This is a genomic window from Microbulbifer maximicatervae (SeqCode) (genome assembly GCF_052467305.1).
This window is the reverse complement of sequence record NZ_CP174306.1, coordinates 3,282,501-3,300,243: the sequence shown is the minus strand read 5'-3', so window position 1 is coordinate 3,300,243 and position 17,743 is coordinate 3,282,501. Positions and strand designations below refer to the sequence as shown.

15 protein-coding genes (1 of these 15 running past the window's edge) are annotated in these 17,743 nt (G+C 51.1%); 12 read left to right on the top strand and 3 right to left on the bottom strand.

Annotated elements, in window-relative coordinates:
• The first annotated feature begins 2 nt into the window (after positions 1-2).
• Positions 3-773, top strand: coding sequence for a TSUP family transporter (locus ACJJI4_RS14465; RefSeq protein ID WP_444925605.1), 771 nt, complete (start codon positions 3-5; stop codon positions 771-773).
• Positions 774-815: 42 nt separating this feature from the next.
• Here ACJJI4_RS14465 and ACJJI4_RS14460 read toward each other — a convergent pair whose 3' ends face one another.
• Positions 816-1,421 (bottom strand): tRNA-uridine aminocarboxypropyltransferase, encoded by a 606-nt coding sequence (locus ACJJI4_RS14460; protein ID WP_444925604.1) that lies wholly within the window; start codon positions 1,419-1,421, stop codon positions 816-818.
• A gap of 31 nt (positions 1,422-1,452) precedes the next feature.
• Here ACJJI4_RS14460 and ACJJI4_RS14455 point away from each other — a divergent pair, with 31 nt between their 5' ends.
• Positions 1,453-1,887, top strand: a complete 435-nt coding sequence (locus ACJJI4_RS14455; protein ID WP_444925603.1) for a GNAT family N-acetyltransferase — start codon at positions 1,453-1,455, stop codon at positions 1,885-1,887.
• 162 nt (positions 1,888-2,049) lie between these two features.
• Here the strand turns inward: ACJJI4_RS14455 and ACJJI4_RS14450 are convergent, their stop codons facing one another.
• Both ACJJI4_RS14450 and ACJJI4_RS14445 read right to left on the bottom strand, forming a co-directional pair.
• Positions 2,050-4,782 carry a discoidin domain-containing protein gene (locus tag ACJJI4_RS14450; RefSeq protein WP_444925602.1) on the bottom strand — a complete coding sequence of 911 codons (2,733 nt, stop codon included), beginning with the start codon at positions 4,780-4,782 and terminating at the stop codon, positions 2,050-2,052.
• A gap of 518 nt (positions 4,783-5,300) precedes the next feature.
• Positions 5,301-7,334 (bottom strand): glycoside hydrolase family 16 protein, encoded by a 2,034-nt coding sequence (locus ACJJI4_RS14445; protein WP_444925601.1) that lies wholly within the window; start codon positions 7,332-7,334, stop codon positions 5,301-5,303.
• A gap of 709 nt (positions 7,335-8,043) precedes the next feature.
• Between ACJJI4_RS14445 and ACJJI4_RS14440 the strand changes: the two genes are divergently transcribed.
• The 10 genes from ACJJI4_RS14440 to ACJJI4_RS14395 form a co-directional block, all read left to right on the top strand.
• A complete protein-coding gene (locus ACJJI4_RS14440; protein ID WP_444925600.1) occupies positions 8,044-8,556 on the top strand; it encodes a CinA family protein in 513 nt (170 codons plus the stop codon).
• 174 nt (positions 8,557-8,730) lie between these two features.
• Positions 8,731-9,765: a recombinase RecA gene (gene recA / locus ACJJI4_RS14435; protein WP_108735301.1), complete on the top strand. Its 1,035-nt coding sequence runs from the start codon at positions 8,731-8,733 to the stop codon at positions 9,763-9,765.
• The gene (locus ACJJI4_RS14430; RefSeq protein ID WP_444925599.1) at positions 9,766-10,251 is read left to right on the top strand and encodes a regulatory protein RecX; all 486 of its coding nucleotides are present in this window, start codon (positions 9,766-9,768) and stop codon (positions 10,249-10,251) included.
• 99 nt (positions 10,252-10,350) lie between these two features.
• Complete coding sequence (gene glpK, locus ACJJI4_RS14425; protein ID WP_444925598.1) at positions 10,351-11,829, top strand: glycerol kinase GlpK; 1,479 nt, start codon at positions 10,351-10,353, stop codon at positions 11,827-11,829.
• Positions 11,830-11,877: 48 nt separating this feature from the next.
• A complete protein-coding gene (locus ACJJI4_RS14420; RefSeq protein WP_444925597.1) occupies positions 11,878-12,888 on the top strand; it encodes a class I fructose-bisphosphate aldolase in 1,011 nt (336 codons plus the stop codon).
• Positions 12,889-12,927: 39 nt separating this feature from the next.
• On the top strand, positions 12,928-13,761 hold the full coding sequence (locus tag ACJJI4_RS14415) for an alpha/beta hydrolase (protein WP_444925596.1): 834 nt from the start codon (positions 12,928-12,930) through the stop codon (positions 13,759-13,761).
• A gap of 139 nt (positions 13,762-13,900) precedes the next feature.
• On the top strand, positions 13,901-14,086 hold the full coding sequence (locus ACJJI4_RS14410) for a Trm112 family protein (protein ID WP_108734085.1): 186 nt from the start codon (positions 13,901-13,903) through the stop codon (positions 14,084-14,086).
• A 4-nt stretch (positions 14,087-14,090) separates the two neighbouring features.
• Positions 14,091-14,438: a histidine triad nucleotide-binding protein gene (locus tag ACJJI4_RS14405; protein WP_413662882.1), complete on the top strand. Its 348-nt coding sequence runs from the start codon at positions 14,091-14,093 to the stop codon at positions 14,436-14,438.
• Positions 14,439-14,510: 72 nt separating this feature from the next.
• Entirely contained in the window at positions 14,511-17,120 is a 2,610-nt protein-coding gene (alaS, locus tag ACJJI4_RS14400) for an alanine--tRNA ligase (RefSeq protein WP_444925595.1), read from the top strand.
• 132 nt (positions 17,121-17,252) lie between these two features.
• A protein-coding gene (locus ACJJI4_RS14395) for an aspartate kinase (RefSeq protein WP_413662880.1) crosses the window boundary here: on the top strand, positions 17,253-17,743 show its 5' portion. The gene runs 742 nt beyond the window's last position; the window shows 491 of its 1,233 coding nt (coding positions 1-491); it begins with the start codon at positions 17,253-17,255; its stop codon lies off the right edge, out of view.

Genomic DNA, 17,743 nt, shown 5'->3' with positions numbered 1-17,743 from the left:
GGGTGGTCATAGAGATAGTTATAGTTGGGTTGTTGCTTATTCTGGTAGCAGGTATGGCTCACGGAGCATTGGGGTTTGGTTTCCCAATGCTTGCGACGCCTATTCTGGCACTTGCTTATGATTTGAAAACGGCAGTGGTGTTAACCATCCTGCCGTCGCTTTTGGTAATTATATCCAGTCTTTATAAGTGCCGAGATTATAGGATTAATTTTTCTAAATATAGTTTAGTAATATTATTGGTGTCTCTTGGAAGCCTTACCGGAACATGGCTGTTAACCTGGGCAAATCCGGATATTCTCAAGTTGTTACTGGCGGTATCAATCTTAATTTACCTTTTTTCCAATCGTTTAAGGGGTTATCTGTCCAAATTCTCCAGTCGGCCAGTACTTTTTCCTGTTATTATGGGCGGCTTGGCTGGGGTGATTGGTGGCGCGACTAATGCGATTGCGCCTCTACTGATGATTTACTTATTGGAAGCTGCCAAGTCTTCAAAGGAAGTAATCCTTATTTCCAATATTTGTTTCTTGATTGGTAAGCTGATACAGCTTTCTGTGCTTTCAGTTTACTTGAGTTTTGATGATTTGGAGTTGATGTCGCTATCTGCAATTACCCTATTTGCATATTTTGGACTAATAATCGGATTTAAGCTTCAATCGAGGATTGATGAAGAGCGATATCGATCAATTATTCGATATGCCTTATCAATTTTTATGTGTGTGCTGACCTATCAGGGGATTTCTAATTTGATATTTTCTGGTGGTGTGATTGTTTAGGTTCTCTGCTTGAGGCCTCGCTGACTGTGATAGCCAAATGCCCTAAGCTGGCTCTACTGAATAGCTCTGCTGTTGTAGGCTAATCATCTTTTCAAATGGTTGCAGAAGCTTGGAATACTCATTTTTATCTTCAAGTTGAGCCATAGCCAAGGCAATACTTTCAATGGTTGACAGACCATCCGCAACGGTGGTTTTCCGAATTGCGTAGTTGGATTTCAAGTCCCCACTGAGATTGACTCTTGGAAGCTGTTGTAGCTTGGGGTTCAGGTGAAGAATCTTTTTAGATTTTTTCCAAGTCGCATCAATAACAATTAGCTGTTCAATCGTTTCCAGCTGATTCTGGTGGCTAGGGGTATTATTCTCTTCAGCTAATTGGGGTGTTTGGGGTAGCCATGATAGTGATGGATAGAGTAGAGCGCTGGGTGTATCGAGCAGCCTTTCCAACTGTTGATTAGGAAGAGTTTCAGAAATAAGCAATTCACTGTTATTTAAACACAGGTTCGCCATACGCCCGGTATTGAACGGGTGCTTCTCTTCTTGTGGGTGCTGTATGATCACCACTTTTATGGTATTAGCCAAGCTCACCAACGCACTGCAGTAGCAGACATTGGGCGGGCGCAGGCAGGTGCTACAGGTCTCTCTGGGCATTTTTCTACTTCAGGGGTACAGGGGCAGGTTTATGGCGAAAACGCAGCCTTCTAATAGTGTTCAGTGGCTGGCAGATATAGAGATTCCGCTAGCGAACAAATTTTATCGCATGTATGGATTTCGTGGCAAAGCCAAACGCCATGAGGACTGCGGGATAGTGCGCGGCGAATGGGGGGAGGTGATTGCCTGCGGTTATTTGCGGCGCTATGAGACCTTTAAGCTCCTGGCAGGAGTTGCTGTTGCACCAGATTATCAAGGGCAGGGTGTTGCAAGACAGCTGCTGACGTTCCTTGCTGAACGTTTTGATAGTGACACCTATACATTTCCCTACGACCACCTAGAGCCTTTTTACTCCTCTTTGGGGTTTGAGAGGGTTGAAGTGAATGAGTTAAGTGGTCCTGTTGGGGATTTATTCCGCGGTTACGTGAAGCAGGGGCGCTCGATTCTGGCGATGGTCTACCGTTAGCCTTGGGAAGGTTATTATTTTCAGGCTGGATTTGAATTAGAAAGAATTACTGTGCAAAGGTGTGGAGCACCTCTAGCTTTGGAATTTTAGTTCCTTCGGTGGCAGTTTATAGGTAGGGCAGCACTGTAAAAGTGCTGCCCAAGTTGCTACTACCAGCTGCAATTAGTAAGTGCTAATTTCCCAAATGGAGTAGCCGTACACGGTATTGCGTTCGGTGCAGTCAATCTTCAGGTAACGGTAGTTTCCCTCTACGGTGATTGCGTCGGTGCGTTCACCGGTTCCCATTCCAGAAAATGATTCAACAGTTGTCCAGTTGCTACCATCGGTACTGCCGAGCAGAGTGTAGGCAGCCGCATTGGCAGTTTCCCAGTCGATATTGAGGGTGCCAATGGACTGTACAGAGCCCAAGTCATAAGTCAGGCTGACATTGTCCACACCGTGGGCGCTCTCCCAGCGGGTATTGCTATCTCCGTCGATTGCCAGTTCAGCACTTTGCAGTTCAGAGGTTGCAGAGATACTTGAAGCCTGACCGTCGCCACCAGTTAAGCCCAGCTCCCAGATGGAGTAGCCATAGCTTGTGCTGCGCTCAGTGAAGTACAGGCGCACATATCGATAGCTTCCACTCAGGGAGTGCTCATCGGTTCTCTCTCCGGCGCTACCACCACTAAAGTTGGCCAGTGTGGTCCAGGAAATAGTGTCGTTACTGCCTTGTACCGCATAGGTCGCAGCGTTGGCGGTTTCCCAGTCGATTGTCAGGGTGTTCAGAGCTTCTGCCTCACCCAGGTCCAGTAGTACCCATACTGAGTCACCGCCATGGGCGCTTTCCCAGCGGGTGCTGCTGTTGCCATCAACTGCATTTGCGATGGGCTGGATTTCGTTGCTGGCGGTGACGGTAGCCTGTGCAATCAGGTCCTGGCTGCCAGCTTCACCGCTATCGCCAGAGTCTTCGCTGTCGCCCTCGTCGCCTCCACTATCGGAATCGTCACCGGAGTCATCGTTGCCGCCAATACCACCGGAGAAGTAGATATTGTCGATCTCGATATCGCTGATTTCTCCATCTACGCCTAGAAGCTCGAATAGTTGAACCACGTTAGACATGTCTACTTCGTCACTGAAGTCGCTTACGGGGATAGAGATCTGGTGCCACTGGCCATCCCGTGCGAAACCGTAGGGATCGGCGCCATTGGCAAAGTCAATCCACTTTTGTTCTACATCGTCAATGCTGCCGCTCTTCATGCCGATCTTAAAGGTCGTGGTGGAGCTGCTTTTCAAAGCAAAATTGAGCGTGGCGGTATCGTTGTCGAAGGCTGACATGTCGTAGTAATAGTCAGCAGTGAAAGCCATGCCAAACCAGCCAGCACCTGCGGAGGTGTAGGACAGGGACTCAGATCCTTCGTAAGGGGAAGGAGAAGTTTCGATCAGGGTTTCGCCCCAGATATACAGATTGCCATCAGTGCCCAGTTCGAAACTGGAGTCGGCCTCGGTGTTTTCACTGTATAGGGAGAAGGTACAGCTTGGCGTGGTTTTTTCGACGCTCTCACTAAAGTAAATATCGTCAATGGACAGGGTAAAGGCTTCTGACGGTCCATCGCCGCGCACCATAAATGCCTGGCTAATGGTGTTGTAGTCCACCCCAAATTTGCTCAGGGGGATACTCACCTCGTGCCATTGCCCATCGCGCTCCAGGCCAAAAGTATCGCCATCTACGCTCAGGTCCACCCAGGACTCACCACCGCTGGTACTGTTAATACCGATGCCGATAGTCTCTTCGCTAGTGGTTTTCATGCGGAAGTTCAGGTGACCATTTTGATAGTTCATCAAATTCAGGTCGTAGTGCATCCATACACCCATGCCATACCATTCGCCGGTATCGATTTGGAACTCCAGGGCATCACTCTCGTCGACGCTGGATTGGCTTTCCATATTGTTCCAGACGTAGAGCTCGATATCAGTGCCAAACGTCAGGGATTCGGAAATATCGCTGCTGTCCCCGAACACGCCCAGATTGCCGCTTTTTGCGGTATCGGCAGTCAGTGAGAGCTCGGTGCTGTAGCTGCTGTCATCGTTGTCGTAGATACGCACGTAGTCAATATACATCTTGGCGGGCATTGGGGCAGTGATCTCGCTGTTGTCATAGATCTGCGGGAAGATGCCACCTACTGCCAGATTGAGAATTAAAAAGTTATGCTGGCGAAATTCATCGAATGCGGAATCACTGGTATCCGTCAAAGCTGCGATTTGGTTGGATTCGTCATCCACCCACATAACGATGCTATCGGGCGTCCAGGTCATGCCAAAGATATGGTAATCCTCAGTGAGGTCGGAGCTGGAACCGAAGTCCTCAACCAGGTTTTGCGATACACCATAATCTGCTTGCCCGGTGTAGTCGTCGGACTCGTGCCACCAGTGGAAGGCTCCGGAAATTTCAGAATTTACGACGCCGGCTTCTAGCGCCTCGGCCATACCCGCTTCGAGAATATCCAGTTCGCCACAGGCTGGCCAGCCGGCTTGACCGTAGTCGCTGCCCAGTTGCCAGAATGCTGGCCATAGTCCCGCATCCAAATCCGGCAATTTAATTCGAGCTTCAATGGTTCCGTATTTGTAGGACAGACGCCCGAGAGACTTTAGGCGAGCAGAAGTAAAACTGCCGTCACTTTCCTGTACGGCCTGAATAATCAGGTTGCCGTCTTCGACATAAGCGTTGTCGCTGTCATCGGTATAATTTTGTAACTCGTTGTTACCCCAGCCGGAGTTGCCAACATCGTAGGTCCAGACGGAGGTGTCGATAGTGTCTCCGTCAAAATTATCTTCCCAGACCAAAGTTTTTGCATTGGCTATTGAGGACACAAAGGTGCCGACAATAGCTGCGGCTATCGCTGATTTTTTAATAATCATAATTTTCTTTCGTTGTTAATTATTTATAAGAATAAAATGCCTGATAGGAATGGTGTGACTCAGTCAAATGTTACTTGTGGATTTAATGAATGCAGATTACTTAAATTGTAATTGCCTAAAATTCACGCGAAAAACAGGCGCTGGTCACGGGCAAAGCCTAGCAAAACGATTGTTCCACAGGAAAGCGAATCTGGACCCCTTGTCGCAGTTGTAGTCCTGCTTATCGCATACACTTGAAAAATTATTTTCTTGTAATTTTTTTACAAGAAAATAAATTCCTTTTTGTGTTTTTGTTTGCAAGTGTTTTGTGCGGGAATTCTGTTTTTGGTCTTTCTGTGTTGGGCAAAAGTGCGAGCAAATTTAATCTGGATTTATTGTTGTTGCGCTTTCCATCACACAGGATCATATCTTTAAAAGATAATATCTGACGGCAGACAGGGCGGGTTTTGATGCTGGTGAAAAAATTGGGTGGCGTAAAAAAGAAAAGGGCGCTGCTATTTAGCGGCGCCCTTGTATTTTTAATGTCTACGGGGTCCCTGTGCGCATCGTGCAGGTGGGGTGCAGTTTCCATGGCGATGCTTGTGCCTTTTATGATGAGGGTGGCACTTGTGGGAGTGTGGACGACAGTTGTCATTACTATCGCTGTCTGAGCTTCCGCCGGAGAAATAGATATCGTCAATTTCAATATCGCTGATATCTCCATCAACGCCTAGTAGCTCAAATAGTTGGATAACATTTGACATATCTACTTCACTACTGAAATCAGTAACGGGGATTGATATCTGGTGCCACTCGCCATCCCGTGCGAATTCATAAGGATCGGAGCCGCTGGCAAATTCAATCCACTGCTGGCCAATATCGCTGACGCTACCGCTCTTCATGCCAATCTTAAAGGTGGTTTCTGAGCTGGTTTTCAGGGCGAAATTCAGCGTTGCAGTATCATTATCGAAAGCGGATAGATCGTAGTAGCTGTCGGCAGTAAATGCCATTCCAAACCAGCCGGCCCCGGAGGAGTAATAGGAGAGGGATTCTTCACCTTCGAATGGGGTTTGAGTGGCCTCCAGCAGGGTATCGCCCCAAATATACAGGTTGCCATCAGTTCCCAGTGTGAAAGTTGAATTGGCCTCTGTAGTTTCGGTGTAGAGAGAAAAGACACCGGTCGGGGCTGTTTTCTCAACACTTTCGCTAAAGTAGATATCGTCAATGGACAGAACAAAATCTTCAGAGGCGGCATCACCTCGAATCATAAACGCCTGACTGATAGTGTTGAAGTCCACTCCCAGTTTGCTCAGGGGGATACTGACCTGATGCCATTCGCCATCGCGCTCCAGGCCGTAGGTATCATCACCATCCACCAGATCTACCCAGGCATCTCCGCCACCAGTACTGGAAATACCAATGCCGATAGTCTGGCTGCTGGTGGTTTTCATTTTGAAATTGAGATGACCGTTTTCGTAGTTCATTAGGTTTAGGTCATAGTGCATCCAGAAGCCCATGCCGAACCATTCACCAGCGGTAATATCAAACTCCAGGGCTTCATCACCCTCGGCAGCTTCGGCGCTGACAGTAGCTGACATGCTGTTTTGGTTCCAGACATACAGCTCGGTATCGGTGCCAAGCTCCAAGGATTCGGAGAGGTTGCTGCCCTCGGAAAATACGCCGATATCACCTGTTTTGGCGGTGTCTTCAGCCAGGGAGATTTCTGTGCTGTAGCTGCTGTCGTCGTTATCGTAGATGCGAACATAGTCCACATACATTCTGGCGGGCATCGGTGCGGTGATTTCACTGTTAGCGTAAATCTCTGGGAAGACGCCACCTACCGCTAAGTTCAGGATCAGGAAGTGGTGTTGACGGAACTCGTCAAATGCGGGGTCTTCACTGCCGATGCTAATAATTTCATTGGCTTCGTCGTCGACCCACATGACGATGCTATCCGGTGTCCAGGTCATACCGAAAATATGGTAGTCCTCAGTGAGGTCAGTGCTGGAGCCGAAGTCATCAATAAGGTTTTTCGATTGACCGTAGTCCGCCTGGCCTGTGTAGTCATCGGATTCATGCCACCAATGGAAAGCGCCGGAAACTTCTGAGTTGACCGTGCCTGCACTGAGAGCGTCGGCCATGCCCGCCTCGAGAATATCCAGTTCTCCGCAAGCGGGCCAGCCCACTTGGCCGTAGTCGCCGCCCAGCTGCCAGAAGGCAGGCCACAATCCGGCATCCAGGTCAGGTAATTTAATGCGGGCTTCAATGGTGCCATATTTATAAGTCATACGACCCAGGGATTTCAGGCGGGCGGAAGTAAAACTGCCGTCGTCGTTTTGCAGTGCTTGAATAATAAGGTTGCCATCTTCAACATAGGCATTGGCGCTATCATCGGTGTAGGTTTGAAGCTCATTGTTACCCCAGCCTGAGTTGCCCACATCGTAAGTCCAAACGGACTTATCAATACTGTCGCCGTCGAAATTATCTTCCCAGACCAAAGTTTTTGAATTGGCAAGTGAGGACACACAGGCGCCTACAATAGCAGCCGCGATCGCTGATTTTTTTAAATTCATGATTTTGTCTTTCTTTAATTATCTATGGGGGTGCCAACTTCATTGTATTTTTATAATGGCGGTGATCTGCCACGATGATTAATGCTTGTTGGGCTTGGGGATTTATCTGCTTTTTTATTGTGATATTTATATATTCAGTACAGCAGTAACAGACTAACAAAAAGCCGATTGTTGCATAGGGAAAGCCCGGGCCCTTTATCGTGAGACTGGTCCAACTTATCGCATATACAAAATTTTTCTGCTTTAAAATTAGAATCAGCCAGTGCGTATTAATGTGTTTTTACATTGTTTACGTTTTTATTTTTAAATTTGTTGTTGCTTATTGGGTTGCCCGCTTGAAATTATTTGCTGATTTAAGACCCCTTTTAAAATTTAAATTCTAATTTGAAGGTGGGCCGGCGGCGGAAATTAGAATTGGCAATTTGGCTCCCATAGGTAGTTTTATTTTCTAGAGTGCTGCCGCCGCTTGCGAGCGCTTCGACAGCGTGAGATTTATCTTTTGGTGTCGGCGCCGGTGTACAGCCGGCGTGGATTGAGTTTTTAAAGGGGTTGCGGCTTCACCACTGAGGGGCGGTTGTATATTCGGTATGGGGCAGCTTACTTAAAATGGAATTTGTAAGCTTGCTGCAGGTCGGCACCCAGAATAAGAGCCCACTTCTGTGCTGTAATATTTGGTTGTGGCCCAGGAGCGGTTGAATAGGAAGAAACGGTGGAATACAGAGAGATAACTGAGCTTGCCAGAGAGTTGGGCGGGGAGCTGGAAAAGAGAGATTGGCGTGTGACGTCGGCAGAATCTTGCACCGGTGGTGCGATTGCGGCGGCTATTACCTCTATAGCGGGTGCTTCGAATTGGTTTGATGGATCGATCGTGAGCTATGCGAATCGTATCAAGAACGGTGTTCTGGGTGTCGACAGCAATGATCTCAAGCAGTTTGGGGCAGTGAGTGAGCCGGTCGCTCGACAGATGGCTTGTGGGGCTCTGGCGATGATGGATGCCAACCTCGCCGTTGCGGTCAGTGGTATCGCGGGGCCTGATGGTGGCACTGCCGAGAAGCCGGTAGGTACAGTTTGGATCGCCTGGGCCCATGCGGAGGGGCAAGAGCCAGTGCAGATTGATGCGAAGTGTTTTCTGTTCAGTGGTAACCGGGCAGAGGTGCAATCGCAGACGGTCGTTGAGGCGCTGAAGGGAATGTTAAAGGTTGTCCGTGAGCACCCGGTTTGAACTTGTCCGCCGGGTCAATCTTTGTTCGTTTGCCCCAGCTTCAGACTTCTTTTTGAGGCGTGGCTCGCTCAGCCTGAAGCTGGTACTCAGTATGAGGAATTACTGGTTGCCTATACAGTAATCCTTCGTTAAGCTTGCCACCACTCAATTCAGCTCAGAAATACGGGAATGGTCATGGATTCCAATAAAGACAAGGCATTAAAAGCGGCGCTATCTCAGATTGAACGTCAGTTCGGTAAAGGCACTGTGATGCGTATGGGAGACAAGGAGCGCGAGCGTATTCCTGCGATCTCCACCGGCTCCCTCGGCTTGGATGTGGCCCTGGGTATAGGCGGCTTGCCGCGTGGCCGTATCGTTGAAATCTATGGACCAGAATCCTCCGGTAAAACCACCCTCACCTTGCAGGTGATTGCCGAGGCCCAGCGCAATGGTGGTACTTGTGCTTTCGTGGATGCTGAGCACGCCCTCGACCCTATCTATGCTGAAAAACTGGGTGTCAACGTCGATGAGTTGATCGTATCCCAGCCGGATACCGGTGAGCAGGCTCTGGAAGTTGCCGATATGCTAGTGCGCTCCGGTGCCGTTGATGTGCTGGTAGTTGACTCCGTTGCGGCCCTGACCCCGCGCGCTGAGATCGAAGGTGAGATGGGTGATTCCCACGTGGGCTTGCAGGCTCGTTTGATGTCCCAGGCTCTGCGTAAGCTCACTGGTAATATCAAGAACACCAACACCCTGGCGATCTTTATCAACCAGATCCGCATGAAGATCGGTGTTATGTTCGGCAGCCCTGAAACCACCACTGGTGGTAATGCCCTCAAGTTCTACTCTTCTGTACGCTTGGATATCCGTCGTATCGGCTCCGTTAAAGATGGCGATGAGGTGGTGGGTAACGAAACCCGAGTGAAAGTGGTTAAGAACAAGGTAGCTCCTCCGTTTAAGCAGACCGAGTTCCAGATCATGTATGGCGAAGGCATTAACATGATTGGTGAAATCGTCGATTACGGCGTGAAGATGGGGCTGGTGGATAAAGCTGGGGCTTGGTACAGCTACAAGGGCGACAAGATTGGCCAGGGCAAGGCGAACGCTACCAAGTTCCTGCGCGATAACCCCGACATTCGCAACGAGATTGAAGGTCAGTTGCGTGCGCAGCTGCTCGGTGATTTAGTGCCTGCGACCCCTGAAGAGGCTGCGGAATTACCGGAAGAGTAAATGCCGTACTCAAAAGCGGATTTTTCCGTTGATCCAGCTCAAGCGCTTTTCAGCGCGGCGCTTGAGCTGTTGACCCGCCGCGAGCACTCCCGCCATGAATTGAGGCAAAAGCTCGCGGCAAAATTCCCCAGCGCCGATTTCGACACGCTTTTTGAGCGCCTACACGAACTCAACTATCAATCCGATCAACGCTTTGCCGAAGTTTTTGCCCGCTCCCGTGTCCAGCGCGGTCAGGGGCCGATGCGTATTCGCCAGGAGCTACAGCAGCGCGGCGTGCGCGGTGAACTAATTGCCCAGGCGCTGGATCAGTTGGAAGTGGATTGGTTTGAGTTAGCTGCGGAAATGCTTCAGAGAAAATACCGGGCCCCTATGAGCGCAGAGCTTCCACGGGATCAGTGGATGAAGGAGCGAGCGCGACGCCAGCGATACCTGGCTTACAGGGGCTTCCCCACAGGTGCGATTAGCTGGGCGCTGGACGGCAATTAATCGGGCTTATACTCTGACTACTGCCTGAATGACTGGTCGATAGGTTTCGGCCATTTTTCAGGTACAGAAAGAGACTAAAAGAATAAGCGCGAGAACCCTATGATCCTGTCTATTGACCAGGGCACCACTGGTACCACAGCTTTTATCTTCGATAGTAAGGGCCACCTGATTGGTCGCAGTTACTCGGAAATTCCCAATCGTTATCCCCAGCCAGGCTGGGTTGAGCAGGATGCGGAAGAGATTTGGTCGGTAACTCTCCGAGTCTGTGCCGCAGCACTCCAGCGCGCTGGTGTTCGCGCGTCGGATATCACCGCAGTGGGAATTACTAACCAGCGCGAGACCACGATCGTCTGGGATAGGTATACCGGTGAGCCGGTTTTTCCTGCGATTGTGTGGCAGTGCCGGCGCTCGGCAGAGGTATGCCGGGAGCTGGGGGAACTCGGCAGGTCTGATTGGTTGCGAGAGCGCAGTGGCCTATTGCTGGATGCTTACTTTTCCGCAAGTAAGTTGACTTGGCTGTTCCGCCGTAACCCGGATTTACTAACCCGAGCTCAAAATGGCGACCTGTGTTTCGGCACCGTAGATAGCTGGTTGATCTGGAAAATGAGCGGTGGCAAAGCCCATCTCACCGATCACACCAATGCCAGTCGTACCCTCCTGTACAACATAAAAGATAAAGCCTGGGATAGTGAGCTGCTGGATTTTTTCCAGTGCCCTGAATCCATTCTTCCAAGAATTCTACCGTCGGCTGGCCACTTTACCGATACAGACCCCCACGCTTTTCTCGGCACATCGGCTCCGATTTGTGGTGTTGCCGGGGATCAGCAGGCAGCACTGTTTGGCCAGGGTTGTACCGAGCCCGGTAGTATAAAAAACACCTATGGAACCGGCTGCTTTATGTTGGCTTTTGCCGGCGAGGATCCCCCGGAGCTTCCCCAGGGCTTGCTGGCTACAGTGGCCTGTGATGCCCAGGGTAATCCGGCCTATGCCGTAGAGGGTTCAGTTTTCACAGCGGGCTCCGCTATACAGTGGTTGCGGGACGAGATGGGAATGATCCAGCAGGCGGTGGATACCGAAATTATCGCCCAGAGTATTCCTCATACCCGCGGCGTTTATCTTGTGCCTGCATTTAGTGGGCTGGGTGCGCCGCACTGGGACCCATCGGCACGGGGGACTATTTGCGGCTTGAGTCGGGGGGCTGGTCGAGCTGAGGTGGTGCGTGCCACTTTGGAATCTATAGCTTACCAGAGTGATGAGCTGGCCCGCTTGATGGAGCAGGCCCTGGGCTTGCCGATTACCCATATGCGTGTGGATGGGGGTGCTTGCGCGAATAATTTCCTGATGCAATTCCAGGCGGACATTTCCTCTTTGCGTGTTGAACGGCCCCAGCAGATTGAATCGACGGCTATTGGTGCTGCGTTGCTGGCTGGTATTGGCAGTGGAACCTGGCGACCAAGGGAATTACCGGAGTGTTTGCAGGAAATTGAACGGGACTTTATGCCGGCAATGACTCAGGCGGAGAGGGAGCAGTTGTTGGCTGGTTGGCGGAGGGCGGTAAAAGCCTGTAAAGCTTTTTAGGCTGGACCGCCTATCCTCTTAGCGTAATAACCTAAGGGAGGGGTAGAGATGTCACATATCGATATGCTGGAGGAAACTGTAGCAACTTTGGTCGATGGTCAAAGAGGCATCCTGGCTGCCGATGAGAGTGGCGGCACTATTGCCAAGCGCTTTGCCACGATTGGAGTGGATTCCACCGAGAAAAACCGGCGCGACTACCGTGCCGCGCTGCTGTCTTGTAAGGGGTTGGGTGAATGTATCAGTGGCGTTATTTTGTTCGAGGAAACCCTTGGGCAAAAAGATGTTGAGGGTCAGCCTTTGCCGGAGGTGGCTGCGTCACAGGGGATAGTGCCGGGCATTAAGGTGGATAAGGGCAAGGGCCCTCTGCCTGGAGCGCCTGGGGATATGATCACCTACGGGCTGGACGGGTTGTCTGAGCGCTTGCAGCAATATAAAAAGCAAGGAGCTCGCTTCGCCAAGTGGCGCGAAGTCTATCCTATTGGCCATCACAACCCCACGCGCCTGGGGCTTACCGCAAATGCTGAGATGTTGGCCCGCTATGCAGCGGTATGCCAGGCCGAAGGGGTGGTTCCTATTGTCGAGCCAGAGGTTCTGATGGACGGTGAGCACGATATAGAGCGCAGTGCGGCGGTAAATGAGCGGGTTTGGCACTCTGTGTTCCACGCCCTCCACCAGCACGGGGTAATACTGGAACTGATGTTGCTCAAGCCCAGTATGGTAACCCCAGGTGCGGAGGCGGAAACGGCTGATCCTGAGCAGGTGGCCGAATATACCCTGCGCAGCTTGCGGCGAACGGTCCCCGCAGCAGTGCCGGGAATTAACTTTCTTTCCGGGGGGCAGGGGCCAGAAGAGGCCACGGCCAATCTCAATGCAATGAATCAGCAAGGTGGTGGCCCCTGGCAGTTGAGCTTTTCCTATGGGCGCGCACTACAAGAGCCAGCACTCGCTGCTTGGCAAGGGCGCCCGGAGAATGTTGAAGCAGCCCAGGAAGCGCTACTTAAACGGTCCCGCATGAATCATTTGGCCATGCTGGGCAGGTACCGCGAAACCCTGGAATAGCAAATAGCTAGCAAAATAATAATCAATAAGGAGATTGCAATGGAGTTTGTCACCAGGGGAGTGACGCTGTATTACCGGCGCTGGTGGGTAGAAGAAGCTGTGGGTGTAGTAGTTATATCCCACGGGTTGGGAGAGCACAGTGGGCGTTACAGTGAGCTGGCGGAGGACCTCAATCGAGCAGGGTACAGTGTCTATGCCCTAGATCATTATGGCCATGGATTGTCGGATGGGAAGCGCGGGGATATTGAGGACTTTGCACTTTATAGTGAGGATCTAAATGAATTTATCTCCTTGGTAAAAAGTGGAAACCCCGGGCTTGGGATGCATCTTCTTGGCCACAGTATGGGAGCTGTTATCGCCTGTGGCTGTGCTATTCGATATAAGTCTGTCGACAGTTTAAATCTTTCCGCGCCGGGCTTTCGCGGCAAAAGTGAGCCAAAAGGCCTTCTGTTATGGCTCGCGCTATTTTTGGCTCGCTGGTTTCCGGGGTTGGCTCTTTCCAGCCAGATAAATAGTCAGTGGATATCTCGTAGTCCGGATGTGGTCAAGCGGTATGTCAGTGATGAACTTGTGCATCACAGTATCTCTCTACGCTGGTTTAAGACTTTTTTGCAGGAGCGGGAGTTTTTATCTGGCCGGTTGAATGGGATATCCATGCCTTGCCTTCTGTTATTGCCGGAATCAGACCATATTGTCGATGTGGAACTCAGCCGCAAGTGGTTTGGACAGGTGGGGTCAAAAAACAAGCAGTTGCACTGTTTCTCAAGGTCTTACCACGAGGTATTTAATGAAATAGAGGAGGGGCGTTTAGTCCGGGAGCTGTTACTTAGCCATCTCAATTCTGTTTCAGTAGAGACTGCTTCTGTCATATAAGGGTAAAAAAGCGCAAAGCCAGCAGGTGGCGCAGCAGAAGCTATGGCGAATACCGTGTAAAAGCGTATGAAGCATTGTATGATACGCGGTCATTTTTGCCCATCGGAAGTATTACCGAGGGAAAATAGTGGGGTGGAACATGGATAAAAAGTTGCTGAGCCTGTTGGTATGTCCGGTGAGTAAAGCGCCGCTTGAATACCGGGAGGACACACAGGAGCTGGTTTGCAAGGCCAGTGGTCTAGCCTATCCGGTGCGAGACGGTATACCGGTAATGCTGGAATCTGAAGCGCGGCAGCTGACAGCCGAGGAAAAGCTGGAAAAGTAAACCAATGGGTGAACCCAGCGTTTTCAGTCAAATTATCTCGGGAGATATCCCTGCTGAGATGATCTACGAGGACGACCAGTGTGTCGTTATTGAGGATCGCGCGCCACAAGCGCCGACCCATCTCCTCATTATCCCACGCAAACCCCTAGTGAATTTATCCGCGGCTCAGGCTGAGGATAAATCCCTGCTCGGCCACCTTATGTGGCTGGCGGCAGAATTGGGGCGCAAGCTGGGGCTCGAGGGCTATCGACTGGTAGTTAATAACGGTCGAAGCGCAGGTCAAACCGTTTTTCACCTGCATGTTCACCTGCTTGCCCAAAAAAGAATGCCCGAACAGGGGCTGGCACAGTAGTGGAACAGAAGTGACACCGTGTCACTGACGCCAATCAAATAAAACTCAACTAACGAAGTGGAATTACGCCGGATGAAAAGCGCACAGATTCGCGACGCCTTTCTGAATTATTTTGCTGAGCAGGGCCATGCCATTGTGCCCTCCAGCTCCCTGGTTCCGGGCAATGACCCGACGCTGTTATTCACCAATGCCGGCATGGTGCAGTTTAAGGACACCTTCCTGGGGCAGGAAAAGCGTTCCTACAATCGCGCCACCAGTTCACAGCGCTGTGTACGTGCAGGAGGCAAGCATAACGACCTTGAAAATGTCGGTTACACCGCACGGCACCACACGTTTTTTGAAATGCTCGGTAACTTTAGCTTCGGCGACTACTTCAAGCGCGAAGCGATTCGCTTTGCCTGGGAGTTCCTGACCAAAGTATTGAACTTGCCGGAAGAGCGTCTCTGGGTAACCGTACATATCAGCGATGATGAAGCCGCTGATATTTGGCTGAAGGAAATGGGAGTGAGTGCCGAGCGCTTCTCCCGTCTCGACGAGGATAACTTCTGGCAGATGGGTGACACTGGTCCCTGCGGTCCAAGTTCTGAGATTTTCTACGATCACGGTGCCGATGTGCCCGGCGGCCCTCCCGGTTCCGATAATGACGACCTCGATCGCTATATCGAGATCTGGAACCTGGTATTTATGCAGTATGAGCGCACCGCTGATGGTGAACTGCACCCACTGCCCAAGCCCTCAGTGGATACCGGCATGGGGCTGGAGCGTATTGCCGCCGTAATGCAGGGAGTACACTCCAATTATGAAATTGACTTGTTCCAAGCGCTGCTGAAAGCGGCGGGAGAAGTGGTTGGCTGCAGCGACCTGGAAGAGAAATCCCTGCGAGTGATCGCCGACCATATTCGCTCTTGTTCATTCCTGATTGCCGATGGCGTAATGCCTTCCAACGAAGGCCGTGGATTTGTACTTCGCCGCATTATTCGCCGCGCAGTGCGCCATGGCCACAAACTTGGGCACAAAGATATCTTCTTCTACAAGCTGGTAGAAGCGCTTGCCGAGCAGATGGGTGACGCATACCCGGAGCTGCGTGAAAAGCAGCAGCTGATTGAGAATGCGCTGCGCAAAGAGGAAGAGCAGTTTGCGAAGACTCTGGATAAGGGAATGGCGCTGCTAGAGGATGCCCTGGCTTCCCTCGAAAGCAGTGAGATCCCCGGTGAGTTGGTATTTACTCTGCATGATACTTACGGCTTCCCGACAGACTTAACCCAGGATATTGCCCGTGAGCGCGATCTATCCCTGGATATGGATGGGTATGAAGCTGCTATGGAAGCCCAGCGCCAGAGAGCTCGCGCTGCCGGTAAATTTAAACAGGACTATACCGACGTCCTCGAACTGGAAGGGGCTACAGAGTTTCTCGGTTACAACGCGACCGAGGCAACAGGCAAAGTGTTGGCCATCGTCAAAGGTGGTGAGCAGGTTGAGCGCCTGGAAGACGGTGAAGAGGGTGCAATTGTTCTGGATAGGACCCCCTTCTACGCAGAGTCCGGTGGTCAAGTAGGTGATAGTGGCTATTTGAGTTCCGGTGATGCCCGCTTTGAAGTGCGTGATTGCACCAAGCAGAGCGCGCACCATTTGCATACTGGTAAGGTGTTGAAGGGGGGCATCGCTGTGGGCGAAACCCTTGAGGCAGTCGTATCTGCAGATGTTCGTCAATCCACCGCCCTGAATCACTCTGCAACCCATCTATTACATGCCGCCTTGCGCAAAGTGCTGGGCGAGCATGTCACCCAGAAGGGCTCCCTGGTGGACTCGGAGCGCCTGCGCTTTGACTTCTCCCACCCCGAAGCTGTAACGGCAAAGCAGCTGCACGCGATTGAATCCCTGGTTAATAGTCAAATTCGCGCAAATACCCCAGTTGAAACTCACGAAACCGATATTGAGTCTGCAAAAGCGATGGGCGCTATGGCTCTGTTTGGCGAAAAGTACGGCGATACTGTGCGTGTACTTTCCATGGGCAAAACCGATGACAAGGCTTTTTCCGTTGAGTTGTGTGGCGGTACTCACGTGAAGCGCACCGGTGATATTGGCTTGATTCGCATTGTTGGGGAAAGCGGTATTGCTTCCGGCCAGCGCCGAATCGAAGCGGTTACTGGCGCTCACGCAATGTCTTTGTTTGATCAGGCGCAGCAGCGTCTGGAGCATGTAGCGACTCTGCTTAAGGCGCGTCCGGACTCCTTGGCTGACAAAGTTGAACAGTTGCTGCTTAACAATCGAAAACTGGAAAAAGAGATTGCCCAGTTAAAAACCAAGTTGGCCAGCGGTGCTGGCGGAGACCTTTCCACTCAGGCTATTGAATTGGCGGGCTTTAAGTTGCTGGCAACCTCTATTGACGGAGCTGACCCCAAATCACTGAGAGATTTGGCGGATCAAATGAAGAACAAGCTGGGCAGCGGCGTGGTGCTGCTGGCGGCTCCGGGCGATGAAAAGGTGGCCTTGGTTGCCGCAGTTACCCAAGACCTGACAGATCGGCTTTCTGCTGGTGACCTTATGCGCTTTGCTGCCGGGAAGCTGGGCGGCAAGGGTGGCGGTCGAAAAGACATGGCCCAGGGTGGTGGAACCGATGTGTCCGCGCTCCCTAATATGCTGAAAGAAGTGCCAAATTGGATTGAGCAATCCTTAAACTAGTTAAGTTTTGTCAAATTGGTGGTCTGAATTCGTAGTTGAGTTGATTTCGCAGAGGTTTGGTGATTAAGTGCGCGCCTGCACGAGTTGGGCAGGAAGCGTGCTTATTGTGGAGCTAAGGAAACACAGTAAGTTATGAGTTTGTTCGTGCAGAAGTATGGCGGGACTTCAGTTGGCTCAATTGAGCGAATTGAAGCAGTGGCCGATAAAGTCGCCGCGTTTCGCGCTCAGGGACATGACATGGTTGTCGTTTTGTCTGCCATGAGTGGTGAAACTAATCGCCTGATTGATCTCGCTTATCAAATCCAGGAAAAACCAGACCCCAGAGAATTGGATGTTCTGGTTTCCACAGGAGAGCAGGTCACAATTGCCCTTTTGAGCATGGCTCTGAAGAAGCGTGGTTATGACGCCTGTTCCTACACGGGGGGGCAGGTAAAAATTCTTACGGATAATGCTCATACCAAAGCTCGCATTCAAAGTATCGATGTGGAGCGAATGCGCACCGATCTCGATGAAGGCAAAGTCATAGTTGTGGCTGGTTTTCAGGGGGTGGATGACGACGGCAATATCACCACACTTGGGCGCGGCGGGTCTGACACGACGGGTGTGGCGTTAGCTGCGGCGTT